Source organism: Pseudomonas sp. UME65 (genome assembly GCF_014170225.1).
GTDB lineage: Bacteria > Pseudomonadota > Gammaproteobacteria > Pseudomonadales > Pseudomonadaceae > Aquipseudomonas > Aquipseudomonas protegens.
In genome coordinates this window covers 292268-311021 of record NZ_LZZQ01000005.1, presented here as the reverse complement: position 1 = coordinate 311021, position 18754 = coordinate 292268, and the positions used below count along the sequence as shown (strand labels likewise).

Below are 18754 nucleotides of genomic sequence, written 5' to 3'. Positions count from 1 at the left end.
TATAGCCCTGTAGCCGCTGCCGAGCTCCGGCGAGGCTGCGCAAAGGCCCGCAGGGCCTTGCCTGGCGATCTCCCGCCGAGCCCGCAGCGGCTTCAGGCTGCCGCGGGTTTCACAGAGCAAAGGGAATGGTCAGCTTGGCCCAGAGCATGTCGCCCTCGGGGCGGTTTTCCACATCGAACTCCTTGGCCCAGCGGATCTCGGCGCTGGCGTACTTGAGAAAACGCAGGTGCAGCGCCGGGCCGATGGCGAGCACTTGCCCGCGTACCCCGTCGCTCACGTCCTCGCCCATGAAGGTCACGGTCTTGCCGTGCTGTTTGTCGTCGGTGGTCTGCTTCAGGTAGTAGCCGTTGAGCCCCAGGCTCAGGTCGTCGGTCAGGCGGTAGCTGGCCGAATAGTCGAAGTGCAAGATCTGCCCGGAACGGTAGTGGGTGGCGTGGTTTTCCTGGTTGAAGCTGTAGGTGCTCTTGAACGACAGCTCGGTGCGTTCGCTGGGCAGCCAGGTCATGGAGAACAGCGGCTTGTAGGTGGTGAAGTTGTTGCTGGTGTTGGCCAGCCGGTCGGCATCGTACTGCCCGGTGGGCAGGGTCACTTCCAAGGCCGCGCCCAGGGTCAGGTCGGGGCCCATGTCCCACAGGATGATCGGCGCGAAGGTGGTATCGCCCATGCTTTCGCGGCGGTCGCTCTGGCCGTACAGCGACACCTGCTGGCGCAGGTAGGGCTGGGCCACGTAGCCCCCCAGGCGCCCGCCCAGGACCCGCAGCGGGCTCAGGTAGTCCAGGCGCGGGATGATCGCGTCGGAGGTGATCCTGACCTCCTGGACCTTGCCGCCAAAGGAGCTGATGTCGAGCTTCCTGGCCTGGTAATGGTTGTAGTAGAGGTTGAAGGCGAACATGTGCTCCGGGAGCTGGTCGGGGCTCAGGGGCAGCACGTAGAAGCCGTCCGTGCCGGGGCCGATATTGTCGACCCCGGATTCGGTGGCCTGGGCATTCAGGTTGGCGCAGGCGGCCAGGGCCACGCCCAGGTGCAGGGAGCGAGTGAGGCGGGTCGGGTGCATGGTTGGGCTCATTCTTATTGTTAGTGGGGGCGCGGCGGCAGGCACGCCGCCCGCCCCATAGAAATAAGCCCTGGGCCGGGCGCGGGGCAGGGTATTGGCGGACAGGGAGGGGGACTTTGTCGGACACTTTGCAATGCTTTGTTACATTCCCCCGTAAAACCCCAGGCAACGGGATATGCTTGAACCGCCGGTGAAGCCTTGGCACCGGTGCCTGACCGACAATAAAAACAGCCGCTCAAGCGGCCCGGAAGCCCACTCCCATGCAGATCAAAGCCGCCGATGCCCACGACCAGCTGGCCCTGGTTTCACCCTTCCTGCTGCAGACCCTGGCGGATGTCGCCGAAGCCAAGGGCGTCAGCGCCGAGCGCCTGTGTCGCGGCCTGGGCTTTACCCTGGACGACCTGCAGGACCCGACCCTGCGCATCTCCTATCGCCAGGCGGTGGCGATGATCGAACGTGCCCTGGCGGCATTGCCGCAGCAGGGCCTGGGGCTCTGGGTCGGCAGCCGCAATGTGCTGGGCACCCTGGGCCTGCTGGGGCATGCGTTGTCGTTGTGCCGGACCCTGGGCGACGCCTTCGAGCTGGGCATCCGCCATCAGCACACCTCCGGCACCATCGTCAGCGCCGATGTCGGGCGCCAGGGCGAAGAGTTCTTTGTCGAGCTGCAATGCCGCCTGCCCTACGGCGAGGTGCAGATCTTTGCCGCGGAAGAGTTCTTCGCCAGCCTGCTGATCTATGGCCGGGCCCTGGTCAGTGCGGATTTCCAGGCCCTGCGGGTGGAGTTCATGCACGCCGCGCCGGCCTATGCCGAGCTCTATACCCGGTTGCTGGGCCCCCACGTGCAGTTCGGCTGCCTGCAGGCGCGCATGGTGATCGAGGCCCGCTGGTTGCAGGCGCCGCTGCCCAACCATCATCCGGTGGCGCTGCGCCAGGCGCTCAAGCTGCTGGAACTGGAAAGCGCCCAGGTGCACCAGAAGATGGACCTGATCCAGGCGGTGGAGCGCGCCCTGAGCCGGGACCTGCGGGCCGGCAGCCATATCGAGCAGGTGGCGGGGGATTTGAACATGAGCGGGCGCACCCTGCGCCGGCGCCTGACCGAACACGGCCTGACCTTCGAGGCGCTGCTGGAACGGGTGCGCCAGGCGCGAACCCTGAACCTCTTGGGCAACCCGGAGCTGTCCATCGAACGCATCACCGAAGAGGTCGGCTACAGCGACGTGCGCAGCTTCCGCCGGGCCTTCAAGCGCTGGACCGGCCTGAGCCCCAGCGCCTTTCGCGAAGAGGCGGCGCTGCATTGAAGGCCGCCCTGTAGCCGCTGCCGAGCCCGCGAGGCTGCGCAAAGGCCCGCAGGGCCTTGCTTGGCGATCTCCCGTCGAACCTTGAGCGGCCTCAAGATCCCCGCGTCTGCTGCGTCGCAATGCCGCCCATGCCGTTCTCAGCCAACCCCGGCCCGGTCTTTTCACCACGGCCTTGCAACGTCGCCGCGCAAGCGGCGACAAGCCTTGCCTGTTTCGACGCTGACGCCGGCAGCCCATGGCGGTAAACTCCTGCGCCTTTATTCAGGAGTTCCCATGAGTTACTACCAGCCCGGCATCCTCGCTGCACCCGTTCCGTCCCAGGCCCGCCACCTGTTCTTTGCCCTTGAGTCCATCGAGGCGTTGCCCCAGGCCCTCGACCAGTTGCTGGCACGGGTGGATGGCGCAACGGCGGTGGCAGGTTTTGGCGCGTCACTGGTCAAGGCCCTGGGCGCGCGAGTGCAGGGGCTCAAGGCGTTCCCGGCGCTGACCGGCGTGGGCGTGGACAACCCTTCGACCCAGCACGCGCTGTGGGTCTGGCTGCACGGTGATGATCGCGGCGAGCTGCTGCACCGCAGCAACGAGCTGGCGGCCGCCCTGGCCCCGGCCTTGCGCCTGGTCGGCATGAACGAGACCTTCCGCCACAAGACCGGCCACGACCTCACCGGTTATGAAGACGGCACCGAAAACCCTCAGGACGAAGCCGCCGTGGCCGCGGCACTGGCCGAGGGCGAAGACGGCCTGCGCGGTGGCAGCTTTGCCGCGATCCAGCAGTGGCAGCACGACTTCCAGGGCTTTGCCGCGATGCACCAGCAAGAGCGCGACCACATCATGGGCCGGCGCCTGAGCGACAACGAAGAACTGGACGACGCGCCGGTCTCGGCCCACGTCAAGCGCACCGCCCAGGAAAGCTTCGCCCCGGAAGCCTTTCTCGTGCGCCGCTCGATGCCGTGGATCGAAGGTGACAAGGGTGGCCTGATGTTCCTTGCCTTCGGCCACACCCTGAACGCCTTCGAAGCCCAACTGCGGCGCATGAGCGGCCTGGAAGACGGCATCACCGACGGCCTGTACCGCATGAGCCGGCCGATCACCGGGGGCTACTACTGGTGCCCGCCGCTGCACAACGGCCAGCTCGACCTGCGCGCGCTGCAAGCGTCGAAATGAACACCGGGGCCGAGCCGCTGAAGACCGTGCGCTGGGGCATGATCGGTTGCGGCAGTGTCACCGAGCGCAAGAGTGGCCCGGCCTTCTACAAGGTTCCGGGGTCGGCGCTGGTGGCGGTGATGGGCCGCCGCCCCGAGGCGGTGCGCGACTATGCGCAGCGCCACGGCATTGCCCGCTGGTATACCGATGCCCAGGCCCTGATCGACGACCCCGAGGTGGACGCGGTGTACATCGCCACGCCCCCCGACAGCCATTACGCCTACAGCCTGCAAGTGGCCGCCGCCGGCAAGCATTGCTGCGTGGAAAAACCCATGGCCCTGCATGCCGGGCAAAGCCTGGCCATGCAGCAGGCCTTCGAGCAGGCCGGGCTGCATCTGTTCGTCTCCTATTACCGGCGTTCCTTGCCGCGCTTTGCGCAGGTGCGGCAATGGCTGGCGGATGGGCGTATCGGGGAGGTCCGGCACCTGCACTGGAGCCTGAGCAAGGCTGCCTCCGAGGCCGACCGCAGCGGTGCGGCCAACTGGCGTACCGACCCGCAAGTGGCCGGCGGCGGTTATTTCGCCGATTTGGCCAGCCATGGCCTGGACCTGTTCCAGTACCTGCTGGGCGATATCGTCGAGGTGGCCGGCTTCAGCACCCGCCAGGCCGGGCTGTATGCCGCCGAGGATGCGGTCAGCGCCAGTTGGCGCTTCGCCTGTGGGGCGCTGGGCAGCGGCGCCTGGAACTTCGTCGCCGACCGCCGGGTAGACCGGGTGGAAATCATCGGCAGCCAGGGGCGCATCACTTTTTCCGTGTTCGACGAGCATCCGCTGCAACTTGAAGCCGAAGAGACCCTGAACCTGTTCATCGACAACCCCGCGCACATCCAGTGGCATCACGTGCAGGGCATGAACGCCCATATCCGCGGCCAGATCCGGCACCCGGCCCTGGCCAGCGAAGCCCTGAAGACCGACCGGGTGATGGACCGCATCCTGCAGCGCGGCTGATCCCAGGGCGTATGCCTTTCGGGCCCCTTCGCCGGCAAGCCGGCTCCTACGGGGTTTGTGGGGCGCATTGCCGGCCTGTTCCTGCGGGCTTTTGTAGGCGCTGGCTTGCCAGCGAAGGCGGCCTTGAGGCGGGTGCCAGTCTTTCGGGCCCCTTCGCCGGCAAGCCGGCTCCTACGGGATTTGTGGGGGGGCATTGCCAGCGAAGGTGGCCTTCGGGATGGGCATTCAGAAGGTCTTCTTGATGCTGGCCACCCAGGTCGCTCCGCACAGGTCGCTGAAGCCGTAGTTGCTGGTGCACTGGCTGCGGGACAGGTCGGTGTCGATGTAGCTCAGGCCCAGTTCCAGCCCGGCCATTTCCCGGGTCAGTTTGGCTTCCCATTCGTGGTAGCTGTCCTCGCCCTGGCCCGAGGCGCGGATCAGCCGCGGGTCCTTGAAGTCCATCTGGCCGTAGCGCAGTTGCAGCCCCAGTTCCAGGGGCAGTCGGGTCTCGTAGCCAAGGTAGCGGTACAGGGTGCTCTGCTGGCTGTCGATGCCGGGGGCATCGTCGGAGTAATAGGCCCCCAGCTTGACCCCGTAGACGCTGAGGATGCCGTACACCTCGCTCTGGTTGAACTGGGCTTCCCGGGGGTAGCTGTACTTCAGGTAGCCCAGGTCCAGGCTGATGTCTGCGCTGGCCTGCCACAGCCAGCCGCCGTAGTAGTCGACTTCCTGGCGGGTCTTCAGGCCACCGCCGAAATCGACGTTGGAGCTCCAGGTGCCCAGGTACAGGCCGCTGCTGTGCAGCAGGGTCACGGCCGCCTGGGCCGCGGGGTCGTTCTGGGTCTGGGAGATGCCGCGGGTGCGGTAGTCGCTGGCCAGGGTCAGCTCCAGCTCCACGGCCAGGTCGTCGGTCAGGGGCAGGGCGTGGCCGGCCTGCGGCAGCAGGCACACGGCGCCCAGGGTGAGCAGGGTGAGGGTCTTCATGGGTATCCCGTTGTTGTGATTGTTATGGGGGAGCGGGCAAGGCGGCGCCGTACCCCGGCGTCACCAGGGCGCGGGGCAGGCGGTGCAACGGTGGCGCGGGGTCAGAGTGGGCGGCTGTAGATCTCGCGGCCGGCGAACCAGGTCTGCAGCACCTGGGTTTCATGCAGGGCCTTTTCGTCCACGGTAAACACGTCGCGGTCGAGGACGATGAAGTCGGCCTGCTTGCCGGCCGTCAGCGAGCCGATCTGCTGTTCCAGGCCCAGGGTGCGCGCGGCATTCTGGGTGTAGGCATAGAACAGGGTTTCGCGGTCCAGGCGTTCGTCGGCGTTGAGCACCCCCAGTGGCCCCTGGCGGGTGATGGCCTGGGCCATGGCGTTCCACGGGTTGGGCGACGACACCGGCCAGTCGCTGGCGCCGGCGAGGGTCGCGCCCTGCTTGAGCAGCGAGTGCGCCGGGTACTGGTAGCGGAACGCCAGGGCGCTGACGTAGGGCTTGATCATGTCCAGGGTGTAGTCGTCGGCCGAGGCCCAGAGCAGTTGCATCGAGGCAATCACGTTGAGCGGCTTGAAGCGGGCGAACTCCTTGGGGTTGACCATCTGCAGGTGGGTGATGGAGTGGCTGATGCCGCTCTGGCGATCCTTGCGCGCCTGCTCGATGCCGTTCAGCGACTCACGCACCGCACGGTCGCCGATGGCGTGGATGTGCACCAGCCAGCCGCGCTGGTCGATGGCGCTGACCAGTTCGCCAAAATGCGCCGGGTCGATCAGCAGTTCGCCGGGTTTGTGCGAGTTGCTGTAAGGCTCGAGCATCGCCGCGCTCTGCGCCGGGTATTCGATCACCCCGTCGGCGAAGATCTTGATGCCCGGCAGGGTCAGGTTGGGAATGCCCTGGAACTGTTGGCGCACCTTGTCCAGGGTGTCGAGGTCGGCCGGCCGGCTGCGGGGGTTGGCCACCAGCAGGGCGGCGACGTGGGCGGTCATCCCGCCGCTCTCGGCCAGGGCCTTGTAGGCCGGCAGCACGCCGACGGTGTGCTCGGTGGGCTTGAGGGCGAACACCGCTTCGCCGGGGGCGGCGTTGGCGGCCGGGTCCATCCAGGCGGTAATCCCCAGGCTGTTGTTGTAGTGCAGGGCCGACTGCGCGGCGCGCAGCATCTGCTCGGGCCCCGGCACCGGCATTTTCGCGGCCACCCGGTCCCAGCCGGCGTCCACCAGGAAACCGTTGGGGCGGCCGTCGGGCAGTTGGCCGATGGTGCCGCGCTCGGCCTCGGGCAGGCTCTTGAGCAGGGCGGCGTCGATGCCGGCGCGCTGGAGCATGAAGTCATTGGCCCAGGCGGTATGGTGATCGCTGCCGGTGAACACCACCGGTACCCTGGCCCATTCACCCTGGTTGAAGCGCTGGCCCAGGGCCTGGGCCTGGGCCCAGTAGGCCGAGCTCATGCCGGCGATGCTGAGCACGTCGGCATGCCGGGCGCTGCCGTCGTCACGCCAGGCGCGCAGGCGTTTTTCCAGTTCGTCGAGGCTGACCACCTCGTCCTGCAGGTTGGCGCCGGTCATTTCCAGGCCACCGAAGATCGCGTGGGAGTGGGTGTCGATCAGGCCCGGCATCAGGGTCTTGCCGCCCAGGTCGACGACCCGGGTGTGGCTGTCGATCAGTGCCTTGATCTGCGCATCGCTGCCGGCTTGCAGGACCTTGCCGTTCTCCACCGCCAGGGCCTGGACCTTGGGCTGGGCGCGGTCGGCGGTGAAGACCTGGCCGTTGAGCAGCACCAGGTCGGCGGCGGCCATGGCTTCCAACGAGGCAAAACTCATGGCGGCCAGTAACAGCGTGGGGGTCAATCTTTTCATTGAACATTTCCTTGTTATTGCGTCTGATCGCCAGCTTAGGGGCTGTCCATAACGGGCAGAACGGCTGCTTCACGAAAAACATTTTTGCCTGGGTGGAAAAACCATGGACAAGTTGAATGCCTTGAAGATGTTCGTGGTCACCGCCCAGCTGGGCAGTTTCAGCCGGGCGGCGGAGCAGTTGGGCAAGACCCCCTCGGCCCTGACCAAGGCGGTCAACCACCTGGAGGCCGAGCTGGGTTCGCGCCTGTTCGAGCGCAGTACCCGGCGCATCGTGCTCACCGAAATCGGCCGGCTCTACCTGGAGACCGCGCGCCAGGTGCTGCAGCGGCTGGAAGAGGTGGGCGAGGAGGTGGAGCAGCTGCAGCACGGTCTGCGCGGCAACCTCAAGGTCACCGCGCCGCTGGCCTATGGCCAGGCATTCCTGGATCAGGTGTGTGGCGGTTTTCTTGAGCAGTACCCGCAGATCAATCTGCAAGTGGACCTGTGCGACGAGTTCGTCAACCTGCTGGAAAGCGGCTACGACCTGGCCCTGCGCGAAGGCCATGACGACCTGCCGGGGCTGATTGCCCGGGTGGTCGGAAGCAACCGCCTGGCCCTGTGCGCCAGCCCGGCCTACCTGGCGCGCAAGGGCCGGCCGGTGACCCCGCAGACCCTCGAAGAACATGAATGGCTGCTGTATCGCCACCCCTTGCTCAGCCGGGAGTTCTGGTGGGCCGAGCGCGACGGCCAGCGCCTGAGCCTGCCCCAACCCCAGGCACCACGCCTGCGCAGTGACAATTACGACCTGCTGCTGGCCAATGCCCTGGCCGGGCGCGGCCTGCTGCACACGCCGCTGTGGAGCGCCGCACCGTACCTGGCCGACGGGCGCCTGGTGCGGGTGATGGCCGACTACGCGATCGACCCGGACAGCTTCGGGCCGCACATCCTCGCGGTTTACCCCAGCCACCGGCGGGCGACCGCCAAGGTGCAGGCATTCATCGACTATGTCAGTGGCTTCCTGGCCAGCCGTGGCCTGGACTGATTGGCGGTTCTTGTCAGATAAATCCGAGAGGAGTACAAATGTACTCCATGACGACTTTATCTCCCCGCCGCACTGCCATCCTGACCTTTATCCGCGAACGCATCGCCGATCACGGCCAGCCCCCGAGCCTTGCTGAAATCAGCCAGGCGTTCGGTTTCGCCTCGCGCAGCGTGGCGCGCAAGCATGTGCTGGCGCTGACCGAGGCCGGGTTCATCGAGGTCAACCCCCATCAGGCCCGGGGCATTCGCCTGCTCAACCAGCCGCAGCGTCCCGAGCTGCTGGAAATTCCGGTGCTGGGGCGGGTGGCCGCCGGTGCGCCGATTGGCGTCGATGCCGACATACACGGCCAGTTGCTGCTGGACCCGGGGATGTTCTCCCGCACTCCGGATTACCTGCTGCGGGTCCAGGGCGATTCGATGATCGACGACGGCATCTTCGACGGTGATCTGGTGGCAGTGCGCCGCAGCAGTGAGGCGCGCAACGGCCAGACCGTGATCGCCCGCCTCGACGGTGAGGTGACCATCAAGCGTTTCGAGCGCAAGGGGCAGGGCATTCGCCTGTTGCCGCGCAACCCGGCCTACCAGCCGATCGAGGTCACGGCCGACCACGAACTGTTTATCGAAGGCGTGTTCTGCGGTCTGGTGAGGCAAGGCTGATGGGCGCCGTGGTCGCACTGGATTCGCTGTTCAATGCCGGGCGGGTGTGGAAAGGCCGCCCGGCCGCCGCGCCTGCCAGCCCGCAGCCCACCGGCCATGCCGCCCTGGATGCGGTGCTGCCCACGGGCGGCTGGCCGGAAGCGGCACTGACCGAAATCCTCATTGCCGCCCAGGGTCTGGGCGAGCTGCAACTGCTGTGGCCGAGCCTGGCGCGGCTGAGCGCGGCGGGGGAGCGCATCGTGCTGGTGGCGCCGCCGTTCGTGCCCTATCCCCAGGCCTGGCAGAACGCCGGGGTGGATGTGCGCCAGTTGTCGATCATCCAGGCCGGGGAGCGTGATGCCCTGTGGGCCGCCGAGCAGTGCCTGCGTTCCGGCAGTTGCGGCGCGGTGCTGTGCTGGCCGCAGCAAGCCGACGATCGCGCCCTGCGGCGCCTGCAGGTGGCGGCTGAAAGCGGCCAGACCCTGGCCTTTGCCTACCGCCCCCTGGAGACGGCGCGCAACCCCTCGCCGGCGGCCTTGCGAATTGCCGTGCAAGGCCGTCCCGGGCAGTTGCGGGTGCTCAAGTGCCGGGGCGGGCTGGCCCATCCGGCGCCTATCGCCTGGCCCGCCGGGCACTGAGGTTGGCATGCGTTGGGTGTGCATCCTGTTCCCGCAATTGGCGCTGGACGCAGTCTTGCGTCAGCGCGCCGAACCCGAGGCGCCCCTGGCGCTGCTCAGTGGCACCCCGCAGCGCCGGGTGATCCAGGCGGTGAACGCCGCCGCTCGCGAACTGGGCCTGCGCCCCGGGCAATCGCTGACCGCCGCCCAGGCCCTGACCAAGGCCTTTGCCAGCGCCGAATACGACCCCCGGCAGATCGAGCACTGGCAGCAGTTTCTTGCGGCCTGGGCCTATGGCTTCAGCTCCCAGGTCAGCGTCGCCTACCCGCGCACCCTGGTGCTGGAGATCGAATCCAGCCTGGGCCTGTTCGGCCCCTGGCCGCAGTTGGAAGCGCGCCTGCGCCGTGAATTGCAGGCCCTGGGCTTTCGCCACCGGATCGTCGCCGCGCCCAATCCGGCGGCGGCCCGAGCCCTGGCCAATGCCTATGACGGCTTGGCGGTGGCCGACTGCGAGGCCCTGGCCCAGGCCCTGGGGGCCATGCCCATCGAGCGTCTGGGGCTGGCCCCGGAGCAGGCCACGGCCCTGTCGCGCATGGGGGTGCGCAGCTTCCAGCAACTGCGGGAGCTGCCCCGGCCCAGCCTGGCCCGGCGTTTTGACGGCAGCTTGCTCAAGCACCTGGATACCCTGCTCGGCGAGCGCCCGCTGGGGCTGGCCTTCTATCAGCCGCCGGACCGCTTCGACCTGCGCATCGAGCTGAATTTCGATGTGCAGTCCCATCAAGCGCTGCTGTTTCCCCTGCGCCGGCTCACCGCCGACCTGGCGGCCTTTCTCTGTGGTCGCGACAGTGGCGTGCAGCGCTTTGCCCTGCACCTGGAGCACGCCGAAGGCGCCGACACCCTGATTCCGGTGGGGCTGCTCAGCGCCGAGCGCGACCCGGCGATGCTGTTCGAACTGGCCCGCGGGCGCCTGGAACAGATCCAGGTGCCGGCGCCGGTGCGCAACCTGCGGCTGGTGGCCGAGGACCTGCCGCTGTTCGTGCCCCAGCACAGCGAGCTGTTCGACGAGCGCCCGCAGCAGAACCTGCCCTGGGAGCAGTTGCGCGAACGCCTGCGGGCGCGCCTGGGGGATGACGCGGTGCAGGGCCTGGGGCATCGCGCCGATCACCGCCCGGAGCGCAGTTGGCAGGCGCAGACCGATTCGCGCCCGTGCCCGGCCACCCCCGGGCTGCGCCGCCCCGGCTGGCTGTTCACCGAACCCCAGGTGCTGGGCGAGGGCTCGGTGCGCATCCTCATGGGCCCGGAGCGGATCGAGTCCGGCTGGTGGGACGGTGCCGATGTGCGCCGCGACTACTACCTGATCGAAACCGCCGCCGGCCAGCAAGGCTGGGCCTATCGTCAGGTCGGCGAGCCCGGTCCGCTGCTGTTGCAGGGCTGGTTCGCATGAGCGCCTACGCCGAGCTGCACTGCCTGTCCAACTTCAGCTTCCAGCGCGGCGCCTCCAGTGCCGCCGAATTGTTCCAGCGTGCCAAGGCCCTGGGCTACCAGGCCCTGGCGATCACTGACGAGTGCACCCTGGCGGGAATCGTCCGGGCCTGGCAGGCCTCACGCGATACGGGCCTCAAGCTGATCGTCGGCAGTGAAATGCAGGTCGAGGACGGCCCGCGGCTGGTGCTGCTGGTGGAAGACCTGGCGGGTTACCAGGGCCTGTGCCGGTTGATCACCCGGGCCCGGCGCCGAGCCGAGAAGGGCAGCTATCGCCTGCTGCGCGAGGACTTCGCCGCACCGCTGCCTGGGCTGCTGGCCCTGTGGCTGACGGGCGCCGGCGAGCCGCTGGTCCAGGGCCGCTGGTTGCAGCAGGTGTTCCCCCAGCGCCTGTGGCTGGCGCTGGAGCTGCATTGCGGCCAGGACGATGCCCGGCACCTGCAACAGCAACTGGCCCTGGCCCGGCAACTGGGGCTGCCGGCCGTGGCCTGTGGCGATGTGCACATGCACGTGCGCGGGCGCCGGGCGCTGCAGGACACCATGACCGCGATCCGCCATCACCTGCCGGTGGCCGAGGCCGGGCAACGCCTGTTCGCCAACGGCGAGCGCCACCTGCGGCCCGTCGAAGTGCTGCAAGGCCTGTACCCCCAGGCCCTGCTCGACGAGTCGCTGGCCATCGCCGGGCGCTGCGCTTTCGACCTCGGCCAACTGCGCTACCAATACCCCCGGGAGCTGGTGCCCGAGGGGCACGACGCTGGCTCCTGGCTGCGGGTGCTGACCCAGCGCGGCATCGTGCGCCGCTGGCCCGCTGGTGCCCGGGCCGAGGTACTGAAGCAGATCGACAAGGAGCTCACGCTGATCTGCGACCTGGGCTACGAGAGTTATTTCCTCACGGTGCACGACATCGTCGACTTCGCCCGGCGCCAGCACATCCTCTGCCAGGGCCGGGGCTCGGCGGCCAACTCGGTGGTGTGTTTCGCCCTCGGCATCACCGAGATCGACCCGGACCGCTCGACCCTGCTGTTCGAGCGCTTCCTGTCGCGTGAACGCAACGAGCCGCCGGACATCGACGTCGACTTCGAGCACGAGCGCCGCGAAGAGGTGCTGCAGTATGTGTTCCAGCGCTATGGCCGACATCGCGCGGCGCTGACCGCGGTGGTCAGCACCTACCACGGCGCCGGGGCGGTGCGGGATGTGGCCAAGGCCCTGGGCCTGCCGCCGGATCAGGTCAATGCCCTGGCCGACTGCTGCGGCCACTGGAGTGACACGCCGCCCAGCGTCGAGCGCCTGCAGGAGGCCGGGTTCGACCCCCAGAGCCCGGTGCTGCGCCGGGTCCTGAGCCTGACCGGGCAGTTGATCGGCTTTCCCCGGCACCTGTCCCAGCACCCCGGTGGCTTTGTGATTTCCCAGCAGCCCCTGGACAGCCTGGTGCCGGTGGAGAACGCGACGATGGCCGAGCGTACGGTGATCCAGTGGGACAAGGACGACCTGGACATGGTCGGCCTGCTCAAGGTGGATATCCTCGCCCTGGGCATGCTCAGCGCCATCCGCCGCTGCTTCGACCTGATCCACGGCTACCGCGGCCAGCGCTACAGCCTTGCCAGCATTCCGCCTGAAGATCCCGCCACCTACGAAATGATCGGCCGCGCCGACACCATCGGCGTGTTCCAGATCGAATCCCGGGCGCAGATGTCGATGCTGCCCCGGCTCAAGCCGCAGAACTTCTACGACCTGGTGATCGAGGTGGCCATCGTCCGGCCCGGGCCGATCCAGGGCGGCATGGTCCATCCCTACCTGCGCCGGCGTAACCGTGAAGAGCCGGAGACTTATCCGTCGCCGAAGTTGGAAGCGGTGCTCAAGCGCACCCTGGGAGTGCCGCTGTTTCAGGAGCAGGTGATGCAGATCGCCATTGTCGCCGCCGACTACACCCCGGGCGAGGCCGACCAGTTGCGCCGCTCCATGGCCGCCTGGAAGCGCCACGGTGGCCTGGAGCCGCACCGCGAACGGCTGCGCAAAGGCATGCGCAAGAACGGCTACAGCGACGAGTTCGCGGCGCAGATCTTCGAGCAGATCAAGGGCTTTGGCAGCTACGGCTTTCCCGAATCCCATGCCGCCAGTTTCGCCTTGCTGACCTACGCCAGTTGCTGGCTCAAGTGCCACGAACCGGCGGCCTTCGCCTGTGCCCTGATCAACAGCTGGCCCATGGGCTTCTACAGCCCCGACCAGATCCTCCAGGACGCCCGGCGCCATGGTTTGCAGGTTCTTGCGGTGGATGTGGGCGCCAGTGACTGGGACTGCAGCCTGGAGCCGATTCCTGTCCAGCCTGCACGCGCTGGAAATGCCCCCCCCGGGCAGCCGGCCCTGCGCCTGGGGCTGCGGATGATCAAGGGCTTTCGCGAGGACGATGCCCGGCGCATCGAACGTGCCCGCCGGCAACGGGCCTTTGTCGATATCGCCGACCTGGGCGAGCGGGCCCACCTGGATGTCCGCGCCCAGGAATTGCTGGCCGATGCCGGCGCTTTGCAGGCGCTGGTCGGGGATCGCTACCGGGCACGCTGGGAAGTGGCCGGGGTGGAAAGACAGCTGGGGCTGTTCGCCGGCCTGCCCAGCCAGGAGGAAGCGCCGGTAGCGTTGCCCCGGCCCAGTGTCGGCGAAGACCTGCAGGCGGATTACCACAGCCTGGGCACCACCCTCGGGCCGCACCCCCTGGCGCTGCTGCGCCCGCAGCTTGCGGCCCGGCGCTGCCGCAGCTCGCGCGACTTGCTGGCGGTGGAGCACGGGCGTTCGGTGAGCGTGGCCGGGCTGGTCACCGGGCGCCAGCGGCCGGGCACCGCCAGCGGGGTGACCTTCGTGACCCTGGAAGACGAGTTCGGCAACGTCAATGTGGTGGTCTGGCGCGACCTGGCCGAGCGCCAGCGCCGGGTGCTGGTGGGTGCGCAGTTGCTCAAGGTCGACGGCACCCTGGAAACCGAGGGCGAGGTGCGCCACCTGATTGCCGGGCGCCTGAGTGACCTGAGCCCGCTGCTGGATGGCATTCACGTACGCAGCCGCGACTTTCGCTGATGTAGCCGCTGCCGAGCCCGGGCGATGCTGCGAAAAGGCCCGCAGGGCCTTGCTTGGCGGTCTCCCGCCGGAACCCCGGCGTCCTCAAGACCGCCGCGTCTGCTGCGTCGCAATGCCGCCCAAGCCGTTCGTCCGACCGCGGCCCGAGCCTGCGGCAGCGGCTACACGAAACGCGGATCGGCAGTGGCCTGCCGCTTTGCTATCCCGAGTCTGTGGCAATGGTTACAGAATGACGCCAAGGTTTTTTATTCCTTTTCGCACTGATGGCGCTTTGGCATAATCGCCGCCGATGATGCCCCCTGCATCAAGTTTCAGAACGCTCGGCCGACGACTTTCGAGCCTGCACAGACTGGGGCCGCAGACGTGCGGCAGGGCGCAAGTGCATCTAGACAGTGCACCCAAATGGATACTCAAGAAGGAACATAGAGTGAGAGTGATCTCGAAGTTGATGTTGTCCGCTGTAGCACTGGCGGTGCTGGCGGGCATGAGCGGTTGCGCCACGGAAAGCTCCCGGGCCTTGCCGGTGGAGAAGGTCCAGAGCGCCAGCCAGGTATGGACCGGAGCCCGGGTGCCGATGGCCGTGGGCAAGTTCGACAACCGCTCCAGCTACATGCGCGGAATCTTCTCCGATGGCGTCGACCGCCTCGGCGGCCAGGCCAAGACCATCCTCATCACCCACCTGCAGCAGACCAACCGCTTCAGCGTGCTGGACCGCGACAACATGGGCGAGATCCAGCAGGAAGCGGCCATCAAGGGCCAGGCGCAGAAGCTCAAGGGCGCGGACTTCGTGGTCACCGGCGATGTCACCGAGTTCGGTCGCAAGGAAACCGGCGACCACCAGCTGTTCGGCATCCTCGGCCGCGGCAAGACCCAGGTGGCCTACGCCAAGGTGGCGTTGAACATCGTCAACATCAGCACCTCCGAAGTGGTCTATTCGACCCAGGGCGCTGGCGAGTACGCCTTGTCCAACCGTGAAGTGATCGGCTTCGGCGGCACCGCTGCCTACGATTCGACCCTCAACGGCAAGGTCCTCGACCTGGCCATGCGCGAGGCGGTCAACCGCATGGTCGAGGCCATCGACGCCGGCGCCTGGAAACCGGGCCGCTGATCACACAGCTGACAGGGAGAAGTGCAAGCATGTCGAAGACGATGATGGCGCGGCCAATGATGGCCGGCGCCTTGCTGGGCTGTGTGCTGCTGGCCGGTTGCAGCGGGCCGAAGACGCTGTACCAGTGGGAAACCTACCAGGCCCAGACCTACGAGTACTTCAAGGGCGAGGAGGCCCGGGAGGCCCAGGTCGAGGCCCTGGAGCGCGACCTGCAGAAGATCAAGTCCACCGGCAAGGCCGTGCCGCCGGGCTACCACGCCCACCTGGGCATGCTCTACGCGAGCCTGGGCAAGGATGACCAGATGGTGCAGCAGTTCAATACCGAGAAGGCGCTGTTCCCCGAATCCGCCTCGTACATGGACTTCCTGCTCAAGAACGCCAAGAAGGGAGCCGCCCAATGAGCCTGATGACCCTGCGCAACCTGCTGGGCCTGTTGGCCGTGAGCCTGCTGGTGGGCTGCGCCGCGCCCAGGAGCGTGGACTACTCGGCCTACAAGCAGGCCCGGCCGAAGTCGATCCTGGTGCTGCCGCCGCTCAATGAATCGCCGGACATCAAGGCCACCTACAGCATGCTGTCCCAGGTGACCTTTCCCCTGGCCGAAGCCGGTTACTACGTGATGCCGATCGCGGTGGTGGATGAAACCTTCCGCCACAACGGCCTGACCAACCCGGCGGACATCCACGGCCTGGCGCCGGCCAAGCTCAACGAGATCTTCGGCGCCGATGCCGGCCTGTACATCACGGTCAAGGAATACGGCACCAGCTACATGCTGATCAGCAGTGCCACCGTGGTCACCGCCAGCGCCACCCTGGTGGACCTGAAGACCGGCACCACGTTGTGGACCGGCAGCGCCCGCGCCTCCAGTGAGGAAGGCAACAACGGCAACAACGGTGGCCTGGTGGGCATGCTGATCACCGCTGCGGTGAAGCAGATCATCAACACCAGCACCGACGCCGGCCATCCGATTGCCGGCATCACCAGCCAGCGCCTGCTGTCGGCCGGGCAACGCACCGGCTTGCTGTACGGTCCGCGTTCGCCGAAATACGGCACCGACTGAGGGGCAGGGAGCGGGCAATCCGCTCTTTTTCAGGCGGCGCCTGTCGGCGTCCGCCTGGAACCCGGGCCATCGCCTATTCTGTTTTTTCAGTCGCGCGAAGGGCGTTGCCCGGCGGCATGGCCGACCAGTGGCGAAGCCGATCCCGGCCCTGGTGAAACCATCCGCGTGCACCGTGCTCAAAGGCTCTGGAGGCTGCGTTGCTGCCTCTTGAAAACCCACGCTGTGCCACGTTTTTCGTAGAGTCCGTTCATGCCGTTCTTATCTGATCATCACGGGTGCCAGGGGTGGAAGGGCGAGATGGCCGAGCGCATCCGTGCCTTTGACTGGTCCGCCACCAGCCTCGGGGCGTTGCAGCACTGGAGCCACAGCCTGTGCAGCACAGTGCAGCTGATGCTCGGCTCGCCGCTGCCGATGGTGATGCTCTGGGGCCCCCTGGGCTACATGATCTACAACGATGCCTATGCCGAGTTCGCCGGCGGCCGCCATCCCTACCTGCTGGGCTGCGCCGTGGAGATGGGCTGGCCGGAGGTTGCCGAGTTCAACCGCGGGGTGGTGAACACCTGCCTCAGCGGCGGCACCCTGTCCTATCACAACAAGGAACTGGTGCTGCTGCGCAACGGGGTGCCGGAAGACGTCTGGATGGACCTCTACTACAGCCCGGTGGCGGGGGACGACCAGGCTCCGGCCGGGGTCATCGCCATTGTCGTGGAAACCACCGCCCATGTGATTTCCGAGCGCCGCCGCCAGGCCGCGGAGGCCGCCTACCGGGCGGAGAACGAGCGCGTGCAGCTGGCGCTGAATGCCGGTGCGTTGCTGGGCTCCTTCGTCTGGGACGTCCAGGCCGACGTGCTGTCTTGCGACGAGCGATTTGCCCGGACCTTTTCCTACCCGGCGGACCAGCCCCTGGACAACCTGCCGATCGATATCACCGAAAGCCGCATCCACCCCGATGACCTGCCGCGCATCAAGGAACTGGCCCGGTACAGCGTGACCCAGGGCGGGCCCTACAACGCCGAATACCGGGTGCGCCGCGAGGACGGCAGCTACACCTGGGTGCTGGCCTGTGGCCGTTGCGAGTTCGACGAGTCGGGCCAGGCCTTGCGTTTCCCCGGGGTGCTGATCGATATCCAGGAGCGCAAGATCGCCGAGGAAGCCCTGCGCCAACTGACCCGCAACCTGGAGCAGCGGGTGCTGGAGGAGGTCAACGCGCGGCTCAGCGCCGAGGAGCAACTGCGCCAGGTGCAGAAGCTCGAAGCCATTGGCGGCCTGACCGGCGGCGTGGCCCATGATTTCAACAACCTGCTGCAGGTGATCGCCGGCAACCTGCATCTGCTGTCCCGCCACGAAGCGGGCAACGCCAATGTGCAGCGGCGCACGGCCGCCGCGCTGACGGCGGTGGAGCGCGGCGCCAAGCTGTCGAACCAACTGCTGGCCTTTGCCCGGCGCCAGCCGCTGTCACCGGCCAGCTACAACCCGCGGCACCTGTACGAGGGCCTGGGGGAGTTGCTGCAGCGGGCCCTGGGCGAAACCATTTGCATCGATGTGCAATTGCCCGCCGAGCCCTGGTGCATCCATGTGGATCGCAACCAGTTGGAAAACGCCGTGCTCAACCTGGCGATCAATGCCCGGGATGCCCTGGGCGGCGAGGGGCGGATCCTCATCAGCGCCGAGAACCAGGTGCTGGATTCGCGCTTCTGCGCCGGCAAGGGCATCGCTGCCGGCGAGTACCTGTGCCTGAGTGTGGCTGACGATGGCCCGGGCATGCCCGCCGAGGTGCTCAAGCAGGCCTTCGAACCCTTCTTCACTACCAAGGCCGACGGTCATGGCACGGGCCTGGGCTTGAGCATGGTGTTCGGTTTCGTCAAGCAGAGCGGTGGCCATATCGAGATCTTCAGCAGCCCGGGGCAGGGCACCCGGGTGCAGATGTACTTTGCCCGCAGTGCCGAACCTACGCTGCAGCAGGCGCCGCGCCCGGGTCAGCGGGCGGGCGGTGGCGAGGAAAGCATCCTGGTGGTGGAGGACAACGCCGAGGTGCGCAGCGCCGCGGTGGAAATGCTCGAACACGAGGGCTACCGGGTGCGCACCGCGAGCAATGGTGACGCTGCCATGCAACTGCTGCTGGACGGGCTCAAGGTCGATCTGATCTTCACCGACGTGGTGATGCCCGGTCTGATCAAGAGCACGGACCTGGCCACCTGGGCCAAGACCCAGGCACCGCCGATCGCGGTGCTGTTCACCTCGGGGCACACCCGCGACATGATTTCGCGCAACCACCAGCTCAGCCCCGACACCCACCTGCTGAGCAAGCCCTACGGGCCTGCAGACCTGAGCGCCATGGTGCGTTCGGTGCTGGAGGCCTGAGCGGCGCCTGGCGCCAAGTGTGAAGCAGCGCATAAAAATCCCCAGGAAGCGACGACAAACTGGCGTCAAACTTCTACGCTGCATGAAGTTGAATGAACTTGTAC

The 18754-nt window shown here is 67.3% G+C and carries 15 protein-coding genes; 12 read left to right on the top strand and 3 right to left on the bottom strand.

Annotated features, from left to right (window positions below; all coding sequences use genetic code 11):
* Nucleotides 1-109 precede the first annotated feature (109 nt).
* Nucleotides 110-1054, bottom strand: a complete 945-nt coding sequence (locus A9971_RS04920; RefSeq protein WP_183000951.1) for a transporter — start codon at nucleotides 1052-1054, stop codon at nucleotides 110-112.
* 260 nt (nucleotides 1055-1314) lie between these two features.
* On the opposite strand from A9971_RS04920, the gene A9971_RS04915 reads away from it, so the two are divergent.
* The 3 genes from A9971_RS04915 (at nucleotide 1315) to A9971_RS04905 (ending at nucleotide 4499) form a co-directional block, all read left to right on the top strand.
* Nucleotides 1315-2352, top strand: a complete 1038-nt coding sequence (locus A9971_RS04915; RefSeq protein WP_011061981.1) for an AraC family transcriptional regulator — start codon at nucleotides 1315-1317, stop codon at nucleotides 2350-2352.
* 273 nt (nucleotides 2353-2625) lie between these two features.
* Entirely contained in the window at nucleotides 2626-3513 is an 888-nt protein-coding gene (locus tag A9971_RS04910) for a Dyp-type peroxidase (protein WP_015636122.1), read from the top strand.
* Between the two features lie 17 nt (nucleotides 3514-3530).
* A complete protein-coding gene (locus A9971_RS04905) occupies nucleotides 3531-4499 on the top strand; it encodes a Gfo/Idh/MocA family protein (RefSeq protein WP_183001022.1) in 969 nt (322 codons plus the stop codon).
* 225 nt (nucleotides 4500-4724) lie between these two features.
* Here A9971_RS04905 and A9971_RS04900 read toward each other — a convergent pair whose 3' ends face one another.
* Nucleotides 4725-5462 carry a TorF family putative porin gene (locus A9971_RS04900; protein WP_019093757.1) on the bottom strand — a complete coding sequence of 246 codons (738 nt, stop codon included), beginning with the start codon at nucleotides 5460-5462 and terminating at the stop codon, nucleotides 4725-4727.
* A gap of 101 nt (nucleotides 5463-5563) precedes the next feature.
* Complete coding sequence (locus A9971_RS04895) at nucleotides 5564-7306, bottom strand: amidohydrolase (protein ID WP_011061977.1); 1743 nt, start codon at nucleotides 7304-7306, stop codon at nucleotides 5564-5566.
* Between the two features lie 103 nt (nucleotides 7307-7409).
* Between A9971_RS04895 and A9971_RS04890 the strand changes: the two genes are divergently transcribed.
* The 9 genes from A9971_RS04890 (at nucleotide 7410) to A9971_RS04850 (ending at nucleotide 18650) form a co-directional block, all read left to right on the top strand.
* Nucleotides 7410-8327: a LysR family transcriptional regulator gene (locus tag A9971_RS04890; protein ID WP_123430524.1), complete on the top strand. Its 918-nt coding sequence runs from the start codon at nucleotides 7410-7412 to the stop codon at nucleotides 8325-8327.
* A 38-nt stretch (nucleotides 8328-8365) separates the two neighbouring features.
* Nucleotides 8366-8983, top strand: coding sequence for a transcriptional repressor LexA (lexA, locus tag A9971_RS04885; RefSeq protein WP_053159325.1), 618 nt, complete (start codon nucleotides 8366-8368; stop codon nucleotides 8981-8983).
* Entirely contained in the window at nucleotides 8983-9600 is a 618-nt protein-coding gene (gene imuA / locus A9971_RS04880) for a translesion DNA synthesis-associated protein ImuA (protein ID WP_011061974.1), read from the top strand. Before lexA ends, imuA begins: the two co-directional genes overlap by 1 nt.
* Nucleotides 9601-9607: 7 nt before the next feature.
* Nucleotides 9608-11023: a DNA polymerase Y family protein gene (locus A9971_RS04875; RefSeq protein ID WP_019093760.1), complete on the top strand. Its 1416-nt coding sequence runs from the start codon at nucleotides 9608-9610 to the stop codon at nucleotides 11021-11023.
* Entirely contained in the window at nucleotides 11020-14124 is a 3105-nt protein-coding gene (locus A9971_RS04870; protein WP_183000949.1) for an error-prone DNA polymerase, read from the top strand. Before A9971_RS04875 ends, A9971_RS04870 begins: the two co-directional genes overlap by 4 nt.
* A gap of 448 nt (nucleotides 14125-14572) precedes the next feature.
* A complete protein-coding gene (locus A9971_RS04865) occupies nucleotides 14573-15232 on the top strand; it encodes a CsgG/HfaB family protein (RefSeq protein ID WP_015636114.1) in 660 nt (219 codons plus the stop codon).
* A gap of 29 nt (nucleotides 15233-15261) precedes the next feature.
* Nucleotides 15262-15633, top strand: a complete 372-nt coding sequence (locus A9971_RS04860) for a DUF4810 domain-containing protein (protein ID WP_011061970.1) — start codon at nucleotides 15262-15264, stop codon at nucleotides 15631-15633.
* Between the two features lie 5 nt (nucleotides 15634-15638).
* Nucleotides 15639-16289, top strand: coding sequence for a DUF799 domain-containing protein (locus A9971_RS04855; RefSeq protein WP_169893267.1), 651 nt, complete (start codon nucleotides 15639-15641; stop codon nucleotides 16287-16289).
* A 249-nt stretch (nucleotides 16290-16538) separates the two neighbouring features.
* The gene (locus A9971_RS04850) at nucleotides 16539-18650 is read left to right on the top strand and encodes a PAS domain-containing sensor histidine kinase (RefSeq protein WP_041752358.1); all 2112 of its coding nucleotides are present in this window, start codon (nucleotides 16539-16541) and stop codon (nucleotides 18648-18650) included.
* The last annotated feature ends 104 nt before the right edge of the window (nucleotides 18651-18754 follow it).